This is a genomic window from Thermotomaculum hydrothermale (genome assembly GCF_016592575.1).
Lineage (GTDB): Bacteria > Acidobacteriota > Holophagae > Thermotomaculales > Thermotomaculaceae > Thermotomaculum > Thermotomaculum hydrothermale.
Map to the genome: position 1 here is coordinate 1125437 of NZ_AP017470.1, position 17476 is coordinate 1142912.

18 protein-coding genes and 2 tRNA genes are annotated in these 17476 nt (G+C 34.6%); 12 read left to right on the forward strand and 8 right to left on the reverse strand.

The window, feature by feature from the left end; all coding sequences use genetic code 11:
• Positions 1-107 precede the first annotated feature (107 nt).
• The 3 genes from TTHT_RS05140 to TTHT_RS05150 are packed head-to-tail and all read right to left on the reverse strand — an operon-like array spanning position 108 to position 1162.
• Positions 108-410 (reverse strand): 4Fe-4S dicluster domain-containing protein, encoded by a 303-nt coding sequence (locus tag TTHT_RS05140; RefSeq protein WP_201328965.1) that lies wholly within the window; start codon positions 408-410, stop codon positions 108-110.
• Positions 411-462: 52 nt separating this feature from the next.
• Positions 463-786 (reverse strand): ArsR/SmtB family transcription factor, encoded by a 324-nt coding sequence (locus tag TTHT_RS05145; RefSeq protein WP_201328966.1) that lies wholly within the window; start codon positions 784-786, stop codon positions 463-465.
• Positions 787-838: 52 nt separating this feature from the next.
• On the reverse strand, positions 839-1162 hold the full coding sequence (locus TTHT_RS05150; RefSeq protein WP_201328967.1) for an ArsR/SmtB family transcription factor: 324 nt from the start codon (positions 1160-1162) through the stop codon (positions 839-841).
• A gap of 194 nt (positions 1163-1356) precedes the next feature.
• Between TTHT_RS05150 and acs the strand changes: the two genes are divergently transcribed.
• The 4 genes from acs to TTHT_RS05170 are packed head-to-tail and all read left to right on the forward strand — an operon-like array spanning position 1357 to position 7563.
• Positions 1357-3387, forward strand: a complete 2031-nt coding sequence (gene acs, locus TTHT_RS05155; protein ID WP_201328968.1) for an acetate--CoA ligase — start codon at positions 1357-1359, stop codon at positions 3385-3387.
• A gap of 9 nt (positions 3388-3396) precedes the next feature.
• Entirely contained in the window at positions 3397-5799 is a 2403-nt protein-coding gene (locus TTHT_RS05160; protein ID WP_201328969.1) for a bifunctional acetate--CoA ligase family protein/GNAT family N-acetyltransferase, read from the forward strand.
• 10 nt (positions 5800-5809) lie between these two features.
• Entirely contained in the window at positions 5810-6439 is a 630-nt protein-coding gene (locus TTHT_RS05165; protein ID WP_201328970.1) for a CBS and ACT domain-containing protein, read from the forward strand.
• Positions 6427-7563 carry an acetoin utilization protein AcuC gene (locus tag TTHT_RS05170; RefSeq protein WP_201328971.1) on the forward strand — a complete coding sequence of 379 codons (1137 nt, stop codon included), beginning with the start codon at positions 6427-6429 and terminating at the stop codon, positions 7561-7563. The genes TTHT_RS05165 and TTHT_RS05170 overlap by 13 nt, the downstream gene beginning before the upstream one ends.
• Positions 7564-7945: 382 nt before the next feature.
• Here the strand turns inward: TTHT_RS05170 and TTHT_RS05175 are convergent.
• The 5 genes from TTHT_RS05175 to TTHT_RS05195 all read right to left on the reverse strand — a co-directional run bounded on the left by TTHT_RS05175 (position 7946) and on the right by TTHT_RS05195 (position 10791).
• Positions 7946-8021, reverse strand: a tRNA-Thr gene (locus TTHT_RS05175).
• A gap of 105 nt (positions 8022-8126) precedes the next feature.
• A tRNA-Lys gene (locus tag TTHT_RS05180) sits at positions 8127-8192 on the reverse strand.
• A 214-nt stretch (positions 8193-8406) separates the two neighbouring features.
• A complete protein-coding gene (locus TTHT_RS05185) occupies positions 8407-8820 on the reverse strand; it encodes a universal stress protein (RefSeq protein WP_201328972.1) in 414 nt (137 codons plus the stop codon).
• A 1-nt stretch (position 8821) separates the two neighbouring features.
• On the reverse strand, positions 8822-10069 hold the full coding sequence (locus tag TTHT_RS05190) for an Nramp family divalent metal transporter (protein WP_201328973.1): 1248 nt from the start codon (positions 10067-10069) through the stop codon (positions 8822-8824).
• Positions 10070-10179: 110 nt separating this feature from the next.
• On the reverse strand, positions 10180-10791 hold the full coding sequence (locus tag TTHT_RS05195) for a peroxiredoxin (RefSeq protein WP_201328974.1): 612 nt from the start codon (positions 10789-10791) through the stop codon (positions 10180-10182).
• A gap of 243 nt (positions 10792-11034) precedes the next feature.
• On the opposite strand from TTHT_RS05195, the gene TTHT_RS05200 reads away from it, so the two are divergent.
• The 8 genes from TTHT_RS05200 to TTHT_RS05235 all read left to right on the forward strand — a co-directional run bounded on the left by TTHT_RS05200 (position 11035) and on the right by TTHT_RS05235 (position 17436).
• A complete protein-coding gene (locus TTHT_RS05200) occupies positions 11035-11460 on the forward strand; it encodes a Fur family transcriptional regulator (RefSeq protein WP_201328975.1) in 426 nt (141 codons plus the stop codon).
• 267 nt (positions 11461-11727) lie between these two features.
• Positions 11728-12447, forward strand: coding sequence for a flavodoxin family protein (locus tag TTHT_RS05205; protein WP_201328976.1), 720 nt, complete (start codon positions 11728-11730; stop codon positions 12445-12447).
• Positions 12422-13354 carry a TIGR01212 family radical SAM protein gene (locus tag TTHT_RS05210; RefSeq protein ID WP_201328977.1) on the forward strand — a complete coding sequence of 311 codons (933 nt, stop codon included), beginning with the start codon at positions 12422-12424 and terminating at the stop codon, positions 13352-13354. The genes TTHT_RS05205 and TTHT_RS05210 overlap by 26 nt, the downstream gene beginning before the upstream one ends.
• 40 nt (positions 13355-13394) lie before the next feature.
• Positions 13395-13922, forward strand: a complete 528-nt coding sequence (locus TTHT_RS05215) for an RNA polymerase sigma factor (protein ID WP_201328978.1) — start codon at positions 13395-13397, stop codon at positions 13920-13922.
• Positions 13919-14398 carry a zf-HC2 domain-containing protein gene (locus TTHT_RS05220; protein WP_201328979.1) on the forward strand — a complete coding sequence of 160 codons (480 nt, stop codon included), beginning with the start codon at positions 13919-13921 and terminating at the stop codon, positions 14396-14398. Before TTHT_RS05215 ends, TTHT_RS05220 begins: the two co-directional genes overlap by 4 nt.
• On the forward strand, positions 14391-15131 hold the full coding sequence (locus TTHT_RS05225) for a secretin N-terminal domain-containing protein (protein WP_201328980.1): 741 nt from the start codon (positions 14391-14393) through the stop codon (positions 15129-15131). Before TTHT_RS05220 ends, TTHT_RS05225 begins: the two co-directional genes overlap by 8 nt.
• Before the next feature lie 55 nt (positions 15132-15186).
• Positions 15187-15942 carry an SAM hydrolase/SAM-dependent halogenase family protein gene (locus TTHT_RS05230; RefSeq protein WP_201328981.1) on the forward strand — a complete coding sequence of 252 codons (756 nt, stop codon included), beginning with the start codon at positions 15187-15189 and terminating at the stop codon, positions 15940-15942.
• A complete protein-coding gene (locus TTHT_RS05235; protein WP_201328982.1) occupies positions 15943-17436 on the forward strand; it encodes a penicillin-binding transpeptidase domain-containing protein in 1494 nt (497 codons plus the stop codon).
• Positions 17437-17476: the final 40 nt, after the last annotated feature.

Below are 17476 nucleotides of genomic sequence, written 5' to 3' on the forward strand. Positions count from 1 at the left end.
GAGCTCCCTAAATAATGATTTAATTCACTTTTAAGCTAAATATATTACTATTTGGCTAAATTGTCAAATTAAAATTAATTTATTTTCCAAAATAACCAAATATTCAGCTAAAAAATTTTACCAGATTCTTTTAACTGTTTTTTAACCTTAGACCAGATTCCATGTTTTTTATAAAATTCTTTTAATTCCTGTAGCGGAGGAAAGGTTATTGCCTCGCCAAGGCAAAGGTTAGCACATGTTGTGCACCCAACTACACAGTCAAGAGGATTCTGAACAATAGGTCCATTTTTAGTCCATTTATAAACATTTTTACCGCAATTCATACACATTCCACATTTAACACATTTATCAGGGTCTATAGAAGGTGCCCAGTTAATTTCGCTCCTTTTTACACCAGCAAACCATGCCATAACAACCTCCTAATATGAAAATAATCACAAAATATAAGAAAAAAAATAGAAACTACTCTTCTAAAAAATCAGACTTTCTCTTTAAATCTCTCTTTAACTTCTCCTCCACACAGAGAAAAAAGTTCAAAACGCACGGTGTAACAAGAGAATAAAAAAACTGCAATCCTCTCTTTTCACTTTTGACTATCCCTGCTTTTTTTAAAACAGATAGATGCTTTGAAACAGTAGAGACATCAGCATCTATTTTCTCCGTCAAATCACAAACACACAGCTCTTTTCTCTCAAGTTCAAGAACGATAAAAGCCCTTGTGGGGTGAGCCAACGCCTTCATAATGTTTGCTAATAATTCACTTTTGAATTTTTCTTTTTCCTTCATAAACACCTCTATTTTACAATTTAACCAAATAGCAAAATATGTCAAGAAAAAATTAAATCTCTGAAATCTTTTTCCTTTCTTCAAGGCTTTTCTTTGCAATTGAAATAGCGCAGGAATGGAATGTTGATAAACAAGTACACTCACAACTGTAATAAGAGGTTTGAGCATCTTTCCTAACCTTTACTATCCCCTCATCTCTCAATATTGAAAGGTGTTTGGAAAGGGTCGGCATTTTTATTCCCAAAGTTTCTGCTAACTCTCCTACAGAATACTCTCTTTTTTCAAGTAACCCAACAATATACACCCTTAAAGGAGTGCTAAACACTTTTGCTATTTTTGCAAACTCTTTAGCCCTTATCCAATTTAACTCACTCATAACCTTCACCTTGTTTTTTATAAATTGATTATACATAAATTCCCTTAAATTTAAAACAGGATAAACCTATAATCTATTTTGTTCTTATGTTTCACCTTGCAACAGAAATGTTTTTTATTTAAAATAAAATCAAGTTAAATCTAAAAAAAGTTATTTGATAAGTGTAATTAAAATTATTTTTTCAGGAGGGGGATATGGCAGATTTTAAAAAAAATGATGGTATTACTGAAGCTCAAATTGCCGTTCACTGGAAGGAAGAGGATTATTACTATCCAAAAACACATTTTATAGCACAGGCAAATATGACTGATGAAAAAATCCTTGAGAAATTTGGAGAGAAGAATTTTCCAAACTGCTTTAAAGAGTATGCTGATTTACTTGACTGGTACGAATACTGGCACACCACATTGGATACAAACAACCCACCCTTCTTTAAATGGTTTGTAGGAGGAAAACTCAACGCATGTTATAACTGTCTGGATAGACACCTTGACAAATACAAAAATAAAGCAGCATTGCACTATATCCCCGAGCCAGAAGATGAGCCAATTCAGCATATTACTTACCAGGAATTGTACAGAAGGGTAAATGAATTTGCCGCACTTCTAAAAGATTTCTGCGGGTTAAAGGCTGGTGATACAGTTACCCTTCACATGCCAATGGTACCTGAATTACCAATAGTAATGCTTGCATGCGCAAGGTTAGGGGTAATTCATTCACAGGTTTTCTCAGGATTTTCAGGAAAGGCATGCGCAGACAGAATTGTTGATGCGAAAAGCAAGGTTTTAATAACAATGGATTCATATTACAGAAATGGAAAACTTTTAGACCACAAGAAGAAAGCAGACATTGCTTGCAATATGGCAAAAGAGATGGGACAGGAGGTTGAAAAGGTTTTAATCTGGCAGAGATACCCCGGCAAATACTCAAGCGAAACACCACTTGTGGAGGGGAGAGATTTTATTGTAAACGATGTTTTGAAAGATTACTATCACAGAGAAATTGAACCTGAAATTTTGCCATCAGAAGGAACTTTATTTTTAATGTACACATCAGGAACAACAGGAAAACCAAAAGGGGCACAGCACTCAATTGGCGGATACTTATCCTATGTTACAGGTACATCAAAGTACATCCTTGACATTAAACCTGAAGATGTTTACTGGTGCATGGCAGATATCGGCTGGATAACAGGCCATTCATATATTGTCTATGGCCCCCTTGCGCTTGGTGCTTCAAGTGTAATATTTGAGGGAGTACCAACTTATCCTGATGCAGCAAGGCCATGGAGAATTGCTGAGGAGTTGGGAGTAAACATATTCCACACATCACCAACTGCAATCAGGGCTTTAAGAAGGCTTGGGCCTGACGAACCTAAAAAATTTAATTATCACTTTAAACTTATGGTAACAGTTGGTGAGCCTATTGAACCTGAGGTATGGAAATGGTATTACCATGTTGTTGGCAAGGAAGAGGCTGTAATAATTGATACCTGGTGGCAAACAGAAACAGGCGGATTTTTGTGCACAACTGTACCTGCAATCCACGCAATGAAACCTGGAAGCGCAGGCCCTGGAGCACCTGGGATTTACCCTGCAATATTAGACGACAATGGAAATCAACTTGAAGCAAGCTCAAACAAAGCAGGAAATATTGTTATTAGAAACCCATGGCCTGGAAGAATGCTTACAATCTGGGGAGATGATGAAAGGTTTGTTAATCAATACTATAGAAGGTTTAACAGAGACCCAGAAAGCAAAGACTGGAGAGACTGGCCATACTTTGCAGGGGATGCTGCTGTTGAAGCGCCAGACGGCTATTTCAGAATTTTAGGAAGAATTGACGATGTAATTAATGTTGCAGGCCACAGGCTGGGAACAAAAGAATTAGAATCCGCCGTGCTTCTTGTTGAAGAGGTGGGAGAAGCAGCAGTTGTTCCTGTTGCAGATAAAATCAAAGGAAAAGTGCCCCATGTATTTGTATCCTTAAAACCTGGCTTTAGCCCCTCAAAAGAATTGGAAGAGAAAATAACTCAAACCCTTGTAAAAGAAATAGGCCCAATTGCAAAGCCTGGAAAGGTATGGATTGTTCCGGATATGCCTAAAACAAGGTCTGGTAAGATTATGAGAAGAGTGCTTGCCGCTATTGCAAATAAACAGGATGTGGGAGATATTACCACCCTTGCAAACCCCGATATAGTAAAACAAATTCAGTCAATGGCTTAAAGGGGGAATATGTTTAAAATAATTCCCGATGGGAAATCCTTTAAAGAGCATGTGCTTTTAAAAAACGGAGAGGGAATCCTTATTAGAGCTGCAAAGCGAGAGGATATCCCTCTCGTTTCTGAATTTATGAAAAGATTATCAAAAGAATCTTTAAGAATGAGGTTTATGGCTGCTGTTAATGAAGTGCCTCAAAATATAATAGAAGATTTATGCACAGGGGATTTTGTTGAAAGCGGTTGCCTCCTTGCAATAATCAACGAAGAAACTGAACCAAAGGTTATTGGGCTTGGGAATTTTATATCAATGGGGGATTCCCGCTCTGCTGAAGTTGCATTTTTAGTTCAGGATGAATATCAGGGAAGAGGAATAAGCACAATAATACTTGAACGCCTTGCAGGGATATGCGCAGCAAACGGATACATAGAACTTGTTGCAGAGGTTTTGCCTGATAATCAGCAAATGCTTAATGTTTTCAAAAATTCGGGCTTTAAGGTTCATCAATTATGGGACTCTGATGCAGTGCACATAGAACTGCCAGTAATAGGCGGGGCCTCACTATGGGAACAGGCAGCAATGAGGGAAAGGATTGCGGTTGCAAACTCTCTAATGCCAATACTTAAACCTAAAAAAATAGCCGTAATTGGAGCGTCAAGGGACAAAAACTCTATAGGAAATATGATTTTTAGAAACATCCTCTCAAACGGATTTACCGGCACTGTTTACCCTGTTAACCCAAAAGCAGAATCTGTAAACGGTGTTAAGGCATACAAATCAGTGGAGGATTTACCTGAAGAAATCGAACTTGCCGTTATTGCAGTTCCAGCAAAAGAGGTTATTAAGGTAAGTGAAGAAGCAGCAAACAAAGGGGCAAAGGGGCTAATTGTTGTAAGTGCAGGATTTGCTGAAAGCGGTAAAGAAGGAAAAAAAAGGCAGGAAAAACTATTAAACCTTGTTAGAAATAGAGGTATGAGGCTAATTGGCCCAAGTTGTTTAGGTGTAATGAACACCCACCCTGAAGTAAATTTGAATGCAAGCCTTGCCCCCACCCTGCCTGAAAGAGGTACAGCCGGCTTTTTCTCCCACTCCGCAGCGTTGGGGCTTGTGATTTTAAACTATGCAAAAAAAAAAGGAATTGGATTTACCACCTATGTCTCTGCAGGAAACAGGGCTGATGTTTCTGGCAACGACTTGCTTCAATACTGGTATGAAGATTCAAACACAAAACTTGCAATTTTATACCTTGAAACATTTGGCAATCCAAGAAAATTTGTAAGAATTGCAAGAAACATGTCAAGGAAAAAGCCTATTTTGTGCATAAAAACCGCAAAAAGCAAAGCGGGAAGAAAAAAAGCAGAGGAGAAAACAGGCAAATCAGGGGGCGGCAAAGAAGAAACAGAAGCGTTATTTCATCAGGCAGGCATAATTGTTGCCGACACATTAGATGAATTATTTGACATAGCAATGATTCTTGTGCACCAGCCTCTGCCTCAAGGAAAAGGAGTTGGCATAATAGCAAATTCAGCAGGATTTGCCACTTTATTTGCAGACTCAAGCGAAGCAAACGGGCTTGAAATCAAAGAGGAAAATTTAATAAATTTAGGTGCCTTTGCAAAACCTGATGATTACACCAAATCTGTTAAAGAGTTGTTGCTTAAAGAAAATGTCCATTCTCTATTGGTGGGCTTTGCCTGTGTTGGAAACTGCGGGCCAGAAGATATTGCTCAATCAATCAAAAAGGGAGTTGTTGAAGCGGAAAGGGAAAATGGCATCAAAAAACCTGTTTTATTGTGCTTAATGGGAATGTACGGCACTGTAAATCTAAAAACTGAATACACAGAAAAGAATGAAGAATACACCTTCCCTGCATTCAGATTTCCAGAATCAGCGCCAAAGGCTTTATCTCAAATAGTGAAATACTCTGAATTTATAGAAAAACCTGTGGGGAAAATAGCGTGGTATGAAGATACAAAGGGGGATAAGGCAAGAAAACTCTGCCAAAAATACATAAACGAAAAGGAAAAAAACATTGAGATTTTGCTTAAACCAGAAGAAGCAAAGGAAATTATTGACTGTTTCAACCTGCCTCAATGCAACAATCCTAATGCATTTAAATGCACCCTGTTTGTAAAGCCTGACCCTGTCTTTGGCCCTTTGTTAAGGCTTGAAACTCATAAGGGGCACTCAATTGTAAGAATAACCCCCATCACAGAAAGAGATATTGAAGAGTTAGTTGAAAGATTAAACCTTCCTGAATGTAATAAAATTGGTGAGATATTCGGGAGAGTATCCCAGATGATAGAAGAAATACCGTGGCTATACTCCCTTAAAATTCCCTTAAGCGAAAAGGGCATTATAGCAAAAGACATTAAAATGGCATTGAGACCGTCAGGCTTTATAAAAATAGAGTTTTAAAGGAGAATATATGCTTGTAAAAGAAATAATGAATAAATCCCCTAAATTGATTAATTCAAACACCAAACTGTGCGAAGCATACGAAATTATGCAAAAAAACGGTATAAGGCATCTTCCAGTCATTGAAAACGGCAAATTAGTTGGAGTGGTTACAGACAGGGATTTAAGGCTTGCAACAAGCAGGCTTGCAAAAAAGCCTTTTAACCCTGAAGATGAAGTTAAAAAAGTAATGAGTTCACCAGTGCAAACAATAAACGCAAATGACCCTGTTGAGCAAGCTGTAAGAATAATGAGAGAGTTAAAAATCGGTTGTCTTCCTGTCATAGAAGGGGGGGAAATTGTCGGTTTAATCACTGTTTCAGACATACTTGATGCAATGCTTAAACTGATAGGTATAAACCTGCCATCAGGAAGGCTTGATTTAAGAATGGAAAACAGACCTGGACAACTTGCAAAGCTTGCAAATCTTCTTGCAGAAAAAAACATAAACATTCATTCAATACTAACCTACCCTGAAAATGGGAAAAGAAGTAGGCTTATTCTCAGAGTTGGAACAATGGAAATCAGGCCTCTGGCAAAAGAAATATGCAATTTAGGAATTGAGGTTGTCTGGCCGCCTAAAATATCATGTGTAAAATAGTATTCCACAAAGATTATCTCCTATACAATTTCGGGGAAAATCACCCCTTTTCACCCTTACGCTCACTTTTAGTTTATGAATTTGTAAAAGAAGTTATTGGAGAAAACTATTTAATTTTCCCAGAAGCACCGGTAAATTCAGAAGAACTTGAAATCATCCATACCAAAGAATACATTTCAATTGTTGAAAAAGCATCTAATGGAATTGAAATTGAAAACGCAGAGTTTTTCGGGCTTGGAACAGCCGACAACCCAATATTTCCCAAAATGGCAGAAGGCTGCCGCTTTATGGTTGCAGGAACTTCTCTTGGTGCTGAATTGATTTATGAAAACAGATGCAACATAGTAATAAACTTAGGCGGCGGCCTTCATCACGCACAAAAAAATAACGCTTCAGGTTTTTGTTTATACAACGACATTGCTTATGCCATAAAGCGATTGACATTAAAAGGCTTGCATGTGCTTTACCTTGACATAGACGCCCACCACTCAGACGGAGTGCAGAATATCTTTTACTCAGACGACAAGGTTTTAAATATTTCCCTACACGAATCAGGGGAATACCTTTTCCCCGGTACAGGCTGGACTTATGAATTAGGAAGAAGCATGGGGAAGGCAACAACAATTAATATTCCATTAGAACCATTCACAGAGGGAGAAAACTATTTAAAAGTGCTTGAAGAGATATTTATCCCGGCAATAAAGTGGTTTAAACCAGATTTAATTGTATTGCAGGCAGGGGCTGATTCACACTATTTAGACCCTCTTGCTGATTTAATGCTTACAACAAGGGATTATGAAGAAATTTTTAAAAAAATTCTTAAATGGAGTAAAGAATACTCAAATGGGAAAATGCTCATAACATTAGGCGGGGGCTATAACCACATAGTTTCAGCGAAAATATGGTCTATTATGTGTTCTATTTTCACAGGGAAGCAATACCCTGAAAAATTACCTGACAGAGTTCTAAAAAAATGGGAAAAGATATTAGGCAAGAAAATAAACCCTGAAATTCACGACCCTGAAAATCCATTTGAACCAATACCGAGAAAAGAAGAAATAAACAGAACAAATTTAGACAGAGTTGAAAAGATATTAGACCTTGTATCCCCTTACTGGTGGTAAAAAAAGGAACTTAACTCCCCAAAATATATTGTAAAGCTTAAAATCTGTACCAGAATCCCACACCAAATATCTCTAATTTTTTATAACTGTTAGAAAAAGTAATTTTTAAATAAATAAAAAAATGGAGCCACCGAGGGGATTTGAACCCCTGACCTTCCCGATTAAAATCGGGATGCTCTACCACTGAGTTACGGTCTAATTTTTCGGAAGATATTTACATGGTCAGAATTAAAAACTGGTGATTTTAAAAAATGGAGCCACCGAGGGGATTTGAACCCCTGAGCTTCCCGATTAAAATCGGGATGCTCTACCACTGAGTTACGGTCTAATTTTTCGGAAGATATTTACATGGTCAGAATTAAAAACTGGTGATTTTAAAAAATGGAGCCACCGAGGGGATTTGAACCCCTGACCTACTGATTACGAATCAGTTGCTCTACCAGCTGAGCTACGGTGGCTTAAATTAAGCAAAAAAATTATATCAAATTACTAACAACAATTTGTTATTTTTTAATAGGGGAATTTCCAATATCAAACCCACAAGCTTATCTTTTTAATACGAGACATGAAGGGGATTTGAACCCCTGACCTTCCCGATTAAAATCGGGATGCTCTACCAGCTGAGCTACGGTGGCAAAATTTTAGCAAAAAAATTATATCAAATTACTAAAAACAATTTAACCTTTTCAAAAGAAAGATAGAAATGACCTGCCATTCAGAGCAATTAAATATGATATTTTACCATTTAAAAAAATCAAAGAAAATCATGTCTCCAGTACCCAAAATAAAATTTTTTAAACAGAGTTAAGTTAAAGACTTAAAAATTTATAAACCTTTCAAAGCCTATTTTAATTTTCCCCTTATCATTAAAATTGGTTTATCTGTACTATGCTTTAAAACATCGGAAACACTACCCTCTAAAAAATCTTTTATTCCCTTGTGTCCATGGGTTGCAAGGCATACTAAATCCCAATTACCCTCATTTACTATTTTTAAAACCTCATCTTCAGGTTCACCAAGTTTATATGAATTTGTTACTTCTATCTGGTTATCTTTAAAAAAATTTTCTGCTTTTTCAAAACACTCTTTTGTCTTTTCTATCAAATACCTCTCTTGGTCAAGTGTATGGGCATGCACAACATGGAAAAGATGAACACTTGATTTATGTATTTGAGAAAGTTTTAAAACATGGTCAATAATTACCTCATCTACTTTAGAACAATCTAAAAGCAATAAAATCTTTTTATACAATGACATTTTATACCTCTCCTATAAATAAGGTTGCATACAAAAGATAAACATTCAAACAAATAACAATTGCTGAAACAATGATGGAAGCAATAAGCTCAAACTTATTTATTTTAAGCCCTCCCATTATTTTTTTGTTATTGCTTAAAATAATTAGAGGAATCAATGTAAATGGAAGTTGCACACTTAAAACAACCTGGCTGAAAATAAGTATCTTAAATGTGTCTAAACCAAGTAAAATTATGAAAAGTGACGGAATAGCAGTTATAAATGTTGCCAATTTGTAAAGTTTTGTCCGTGGATCTTCTGGCTTTCCCAAAAAGCCTGTTATTACATTAACTTCAGCCATTGAAGAGGTAATAGAAGAAGAAATTCCAGCAAATAGAAGTGCAATACCAAATAAAAGACCAGCTAAATTCCCGGCAAGTGGATAAAGGGTCTGAGAAGCCTGCTCTATGCTATCTACTTTAATTCCATACTTAAAAAAAACTGCTGCTGCAACAATTATCATTGCTGAATTTACCACCCAACCAAGCAACATTGAAATAGTGGTATCTATCTTTTCAAATTTTAAAAGTTTTTTCTTCTCTTCTTCACTCTCCCCCCACTCTCTGCTGTGAATTACATTTGAATGTAAAAAGATGTTGTGAGGCATAACAACCGCCCCAAGTATCCCCATTGCTATATAAATACTTTTACCGCTTATTTTAGGAATAAAAAGCGATGAAGCAACCCTACTCCAATCTGGATTTACTATTAAAAGTTCTATGACATAACAAAAAGCAATAATTCCAAGAAATAAAATTATTATTTTTTCAAGCCGGTGATACCTTTGAGTAACAATAAAAAACACCTCAATTGCAACTGTTAGAACTGCCCCAAGCCAGAGAGGAAAATGAAAAAGCAACTTAAATCCAATTGCACCTCCTAAAAGTTCTGCAACATCTGTTGCAACACATGCCAAAACAATTGTAAATCCAATTACTGCTGAAACAGGTTTTGAAAAATTTTCCTTAATGTTTACAGCAAGTGATTTACCAGTTGAAATTCCTATCCGGGCAGAAATACTTTGAATTAATATTAACATCAATGTACTTAAAGTTATAATCCAGAGCAGTTGATAACCAAATTCAGCACCACCAGAAATATTTGTTGCCCAATTTCCAGGATCAATAAAACCTACAGTTATTAAAAAACCAGGTCCTAAAAATCTTAAAAAAAGCTTTATCAAATTATTTTCTTTTAAATCAAATAACATTTAAAACCTCACCTCTATTTATAGAAAAGTATAACACAAGCTTTAAAATTACAAAAATCTCAATAAAAAAAGGGGCATTAAGCCCCTCTAAAACTTAAAGTAACAAACCTTTATGAAAGTATTTCTTCAATAGTTACATAATCCCCTACTCTTCCTGTCATCTTTTCTTCGTCTGTGTTAACAGGAAGTGTCTTTTTACCAGGTCTCCAGTTTGCAGGAGTTACTTCCCCTGTTTTATATGCATGCTGCCATGCTTTAATCTGTCTGATTAATTCGTTTACATTTCTACCAACAGCAGGAGCAATTGTCTCTTCTGCCACAATTATTCCATCAGGGTTAACTATAAACCTTCCCCTTAAAGCTACTCCTTCACCCTCAATATAAACGCCAAAAGCCCTTGAAACCTCTCCAGTTGGGTCAGCACCAATGGTCATCTTTAAGCCTTTAAGTAAAGGTTCGGTTTCAACAAATCTCTTATGTGAATAGTGAGTATCAGTTGAAATTGCAAGCACTTCAACACCAAGACTTCTTAATTCGTCAAGTTTAGCATTCATTGCAGCAATCTCAGTCGGGCATACAAAGGTAAAATCAGCTGGATAAAAACATATTACAGCCCATTTCCCCCTGTACTGTTCGTCAGAAACCTTAACAAATTTCCCTGTTTCTGCATTAAAAGCCATCATCTCAAATTTCGGTAATTCCTTTAAAACCATGTTTGCCATAACTACCTCCTTAATTTTTTTTGTTCGGCAACTTCGTTCTTTACTTCTTTTTTTTCTTCAATTTTTTTAATCCCTTTTGAACAAGCCATTTTAACCTCCCGCATATAAATTTAATCTAAATAACAATTTTTGTCAACAAATATTTTTTATTTTTTTCATTTTTTCTCAAATTAAAAAAATTATTTGCAAAAAACTAATTTTTTTATTATATTAATTAAGGAAATGAATTTAAAGGAGTATATCATGCAAACAACACTTTCAAACATTAATGTAAAAGACATCTTAAAAAAAGCAAATTTAAAGATTACCCCTCAGAGAATTTTAATTCTTGAGGTAATCAAAGAAAAGGGTCATGCAACAATTGATGATATTTATAATCAGGTTAAAAAACAATACCCTTCTATCTCAATTGCAACTGTTTACAAAAACATTCATAACCTTTATGAAAAAGGTGTTTTAAGGGAAATAAACCCTCAAAAAGATAAAGCATTCTATGAAATCACCATATACAATCACAGTCATTTTATATGCACATCATGTCATAACATTTATGATATTGAGCCCTGTGATAATCAAATAATTCAACAGTGTTTTAAAGAAATTCCTGGAAAAATTAGTGAACTTGAATTGAACGTATACGGTATCTGTGAGAATTGCGCTAAAAAATAACTTAACAAAAAATTAACAGTTTTTGTGAAAAAACCTGTGGAAAACATTGTTTAAAAATAAAAAATCCTTTATAAAACAGTCACTTTATCATAGTGCACAAAATAATGTTCATAAAAATATCTTCTTTATTTACTATAAATTGCATTTTTTGTTTAATAATTATACCTACCAATGGCAAGTGTGTTCAAGGTTTTCCACAAGAAATACATTTTTTATTAAAAATTCTTTTTATAAGTTAAAATATCTTAAAAGATTTTAGGGGGAGTAATGAAAATTACAGTGTTCAACGGCAGTCCAAGAAAGTTTACAGGAAATACACATAGAATAGTCAAAGCTTTTTTAAAAGGATGTGAAAAAGCAGGAGCAAAAATAGAAAATATTTTTCTTGCATCTAAAAAAATCAATCACTGTATGGGGTGTTTTCACTGTTGGACAAAAACCCCGGGGAAATGTATTCAGAGAGACGAAATGGACCAATTAATTCCAAAGTTTATGTCTTCAGATATAGTTGTACTTGCAACACCACTGTACACTGATTCAGTATCCTCTATTTTAAAGAAATTCTTTGAGAGACTGCTTCCAATAGTTAAACCCCATTTTGAGAGGGTTAACGGTGAAACAAAGCATATACCAAGGTATGAAAAGTACCCTGATTTTGTCTTTATATCAAACTGTGGCTATCCAGAATACTCTCAATTTCAGGTTTTAGAGCACTTTTCAGAGAGGCTTGCAAGAGAATTAAACGCTAAGCTTCTTTTAAAGATTTTCAGGACTCAAGGAGAATTGTTAAGTGCTGACCACATATTGTTAAAACCTATAATTTACAAATTTTTAAAAAGCGTGGAAAAAGCAGGATACCAATTGGTAAAAAATGGCCATGTTGAGAAAAAAATAATAGAAAGCTGGGAAAAACCTTTAATCCCTATTGACATGTTTTTGAAAAAGGCAAATGAGCACTGGGATGAAAAACTTAAAAAGATACAATAAGTTTTCAGACTTTTTAAAACAAAGGTTTGGAGAAAAGGTTTACAGAATAACCGTTGACGGAGGATTTACCTGTCCAAACAGAGACGGGAAAAAGGGAAAGACTCCCTGTCTATACTGTGATGAGAGGGGGAGTGGCGCAAGACATATTGACATAACCCTTGACTTACAAAACCAGTATTTAAAAGGTAGAAAAATTTTAAAGGAAAAGTTGAAGATAAACAAATTCATCCCATATTTTCAATCATTTACCAATACCTATGCAGACTTTCAAACCTGTGTAAAAAGGTATGAAGCAGTATTAAACCTTCCTGATGCGGTTGGTATTGCTATTGGAACAAGGCCAGACTGTGTTGAAGACAAACTCCTTGACTATTTAGGGGATTTATCAAGGGAAAAATTGGTCATCCTTGATCTTGGAATTCAAAGCACAACAGATAGAGTGCTTGAAATTATAAAAAGGGGACACACAGTAAAAGATACTATAAAATTCTTAAAAAAAGCAGAGAAATACCCTGATTTACACATTGTTGCACACCTCATATTTGGACTTCCAACAGAGACAAGGAAAGAGATGCTAAATTCTCATAAACTATTTTTAGATTACAAACTTGATGGAGTAAAATTTCACCAGTTAAATATATTAAAAAATACAGGGATGGAAAAACTTTATTTAAGCGGAGAATTAAAACCAATAGAACTTGATTTTTATGTAAACCTTGTAACAGATTTTTTGGAGAGAATCCCCTTCAGAATTGTTATCCATAGGCTTTCAGCAAGGGCTGATAACCACTCCACCCTAATTGCCCCTGAATGGGGGAAATTCCACCACAAACCTTCAACACTAATTGAAAAAGAATTAATAAAACGTGATTCATATCAGGGAAAATTAGTAGACAAAATCAAATAATCCTCTGTATATTAAATGTAAGTACAGTTAAGGAAGCTAAATGGAAAGAGAAAAAGCGCCAGAATTGTTTCGTGAAGAAGATTTTGAAAAGTTTTTTAAGGAGAATGAGAAAACAGCGTTTTCTTTTGCTTACTCTATTTTAATGAACAGGGAAGACGCTAAAGACGCAGTGCAAGAGGGATTTATGAAGTTTTATAAAGCAAGAAACAGGCTTGATGCAAACAGGAATTTAAAAGCATACCTTTTCCAGATAGTTAAAAATGTGTGTTTTGACATATTGAATTCCAGAAAAAATACAGAAGAGATTGAAAATATACCATTAAAAGAGATAAACAACAGAATTGAAAGCATGGACAGGAAAAAGATTATTAAAGAGGCAATGAAAATCCTCAACCGGCAGGAGAGAATGGTTATCTCTCTTTTAACCTTTGAAGGCTTCTCATCAAAGGAGGTGGGAGAAATTATGAATATTTCAGACTCAACAGTTAGAAACCACTTTATGAACGGAAGGAACAAGATTAAAAACTTTATTATTAAAAACTATCCAGATTATGCGAGGGCATTATGAATTGCAAAGAGATTCAAAAACTAATTCCACTGTATTTAAAAGGCTTACTTGATGAAAATAAAAAAATTGAAATTGAAAAGCATATAGCTTTATGCAAAGAATGCACAGATACTTTAAGATTGGAAAAACAAATAGAAGAAAGCCTTTCTGAATTTTTTGAGGAAGAATTTGAAAAAGCAACCCCTTTGAATATTGAATTTAAAGAAACTAAAAAAGAAACATTCCTAAAGTTTAGTATGTTTAATAAACTTGCTATTGCAATTGCTGCAAGTTTTTTTATTGCATTTATCATTTTCCTCTCTGGAAAACAAAAAAATAAAACAATAAAAATAACAACTCCTGTTATCCGCACCGTACAATTCTCATCCCCAATAATAAAGGATGTGGTTTTTATAGACGGAAAACTTAAAACAAGGGTAAACAAAGTAGGTGACAATATCTATATGATTAAAATATTAGGAGGAAGAAATGATTAAAAGATTTTTGGTTTTCCTGCTTGTGTTAACAACCTTTTTAAACGGGATATACTCTTTCTCAGAAGATAAAGAAATTCCCGCAAGGCTTCAAACAGAGGTAATTAAACTCAGGCATATAAGCTTTACAAAGCCTATAGAAGAGACAATTAAAACAATAATTGATACAGATTATTCAGGAAATGCATTCTTTACTTTTGACAAGAAAAACAATGCAATTATAGTTACAGCAACAAATGTAACAATTGACAAAATTAAAAGGTTTATAAACAAGTTTGATGTAAAGGGAATTCCTGTGAATTTAAAGATTTACATTTTGACCGAGTCAAAAGAAAAAGGGGATATTAAAAAACTCCCTAAAAGCCTTGTTAACAAACTTGAAAAAATAAATATTTATGGTGCCGAAATCCTTGCAAACGCTTTTATAACAAGCAAAACAGGTAAAAGCGTTATGGTAAGCCTCAAAGACCCTGATTATGGCACCCAGTTTCAGATAACCTTTTTTCTTACAGAAGACGGAAATAAAATAGGGCTTTACGATTTTACCGTGTATAAAATTACCAAAGAAAAAGTCCAGGCATATTATAAAGACAAACCAATTCCGTCACAAGATGTTTACAAAAAATGGAAAATTATTCAGTCCTCTTACAGCATATCTCCAAATGACCCTCTAATAATAGGGATAAGCGGTGACAACAATGTTGACTACATATTTGCGGTGACAATGATTAAATAACTTAAAGTAAACAGGTTAATCTGCTATAATCCCCCTATAAAAGGGGGATTTTTTCATGATTGTGCTTTTAACTGACTTCGGGCTAAAAGATGAATATGTTGCTGAGATGAAAGCAGCTATAAAATACATTGAACCGTCTGTTGAAATAATAGATTTAACACACTTTGTTGAATCTGGAAACATAAAACACGGGCAATTTTTTTTAAAATACTCATACAAATTTTTCCCCAAAAACACAATATTTGTTGCAGTTGTTGACCCTGGAGTCGGGGGAGAAAGGGCTGAGGTTTGTGTCAGGTTTGAAGAAAGGTGGTTTATAACACCTGATAATGGAATACTAAGCTTTGCACAAAATGGAATTGTTTACAGGATAAAAAATGTTAAAAACCCCATTACAAAATCAATTAGCAACACTTTTCACGGTAGAGATATTTTTGCCCCTGCTGCAGCATACCTCTATCAGGGAAGAGGAGATTTTTTTGAAAGAATTGAAAACTTAAGCACTTTGTTAGAGTTAGAAGAGGTTAAAAGTTTAAATCAGTTAGACAGAGGAGAAATTCTCCACATTGACAACTTTGGCAATATTATTACTAACATTTCAGACAAACTCTTTGAAAAAATTAAGATTGAAGTAAACGGAAAGACAATATCCCACTTTGCAAATAGCTTTGAAGAGGCAAAGCTAAAAGGATACGACCTATTTATCTCAAATGGGAGTAAAGGCTTACTGGAAATTGCTTCTCCTCAAAACAATGCTGCAAAAATTTTGAATGCAAAAATATCTCAAAAAATAAAAATATCGGAGGTGTAAATGTCAATACTAAGAGCTAAAAAAAAGAAAAAAAGACCTGTTTTAAAATTTATTGTCGTTTTAATTATCGTCTGGGCGGCAAGCGGGCTATACCTTTCATACAAAGCGACCAAAAACCTTGAAAATCTAAAAAATCCAGAAAAACAGGTTAAAATACTGAGGTTAATAAAATTCTTTCCGTCATACACAGAAGAGGTAAACAATGTATGGCAGATTTTAAACGGTAAAAAGGTTGAACCGTTTGATAAAAAACTTTATTCATCAAGTTATAAAACAATCCTTGCTAAACTTATAGAAAATAATTTAATAGATAGATTTAAATCCTTAATGGAATACATAAATTCAAAAAAAGAAAAACCAGAATTACCTTACTTTAATGCTCTCTATCTTTTTAACAATGGTGAATTTGAGCAAGCAAAGCCCTATCTTGAGAAGGATAAAAAGTTTGCAAATATGTATAAAAGCGGAGAAGTTCCTGTAATTGAAAACCTGCTTTACTATAATATGAAAACAAAGAAATACAGGTGTGTTTACAGGGGAATGAAATTTTTAGAAAAACATTTCCCTGCAAAAAGAGATTTTTTAAAGATTTACAAATCTTCTATTAACAAAAGAATGCAGGAATACGCTGAAACAATGTTAGGCAAGCAGGAAGGTTTCTTTGCCGTTCAGAAGGCGGGATTTATTTACTGCATGGTAGCAAATGGTGTTGACCCATTCACAGACTATTTTGAGCCTGGCTCTGTTATTAAATTAATCACTCTTACAGGTTATCTTGAAGAAAACAGAAACGATGTAAAATTTCCCTTCTATTGCATAAAACCATTAAACATAGACGGGAAAGCATTCTATGACTGGAAAAAGCACGGCAAAATCCCGTCTGTTGAAGAGGCACTTGCAGAATCATGCAACCTTGTGTTTGCTGAATGTGCATTGTCATTAGGGAAAACAGATTTAATGGACTGGTATTCAAAATTCTACATAGACAAAAACAAAAAGGTAAAGGTATGCGAATTTGAGTTTAACCCGGCCTATGTTAAAAAAGAAATTTTAGATAAATATACCCTTGCTGAAGCTGGAATTGGAATTGAAGTACCCTATGTAACGCCTTACTGGCTTTTAAAAACATCAGCAATAATTGCAAGATACGGGAAAGATACCACCCCCACCTGTGCTTTATTTGAAGATTCAACCTTTAACGAAAATACTGTTTTTGAATATAATGATAAAATAAAACCCCTATACAATGGAATGCTTAAAGCAGTTGAACTTCCTATTGGCACTGGGAAAAGGGCAAAGGTTGACAACATTAAAATTTACCTTAAAACAGGAACGGCAGGCAAAAAACCGTTCAATGCATTTATTGTGGGATTTGCAAATTATAAAAGACTTGATTATTCTTTTGCACTATTCTTAAAAAACGGCGGAAAGGCAGAATTCAAAGCAGCAAAAACTATCAATGAATTCTTTTCTTCATTTGATAAATTCTTTTAAAATAAAAAAGCCTCCTATTCAGGAGGCTGATTTTTCTTTT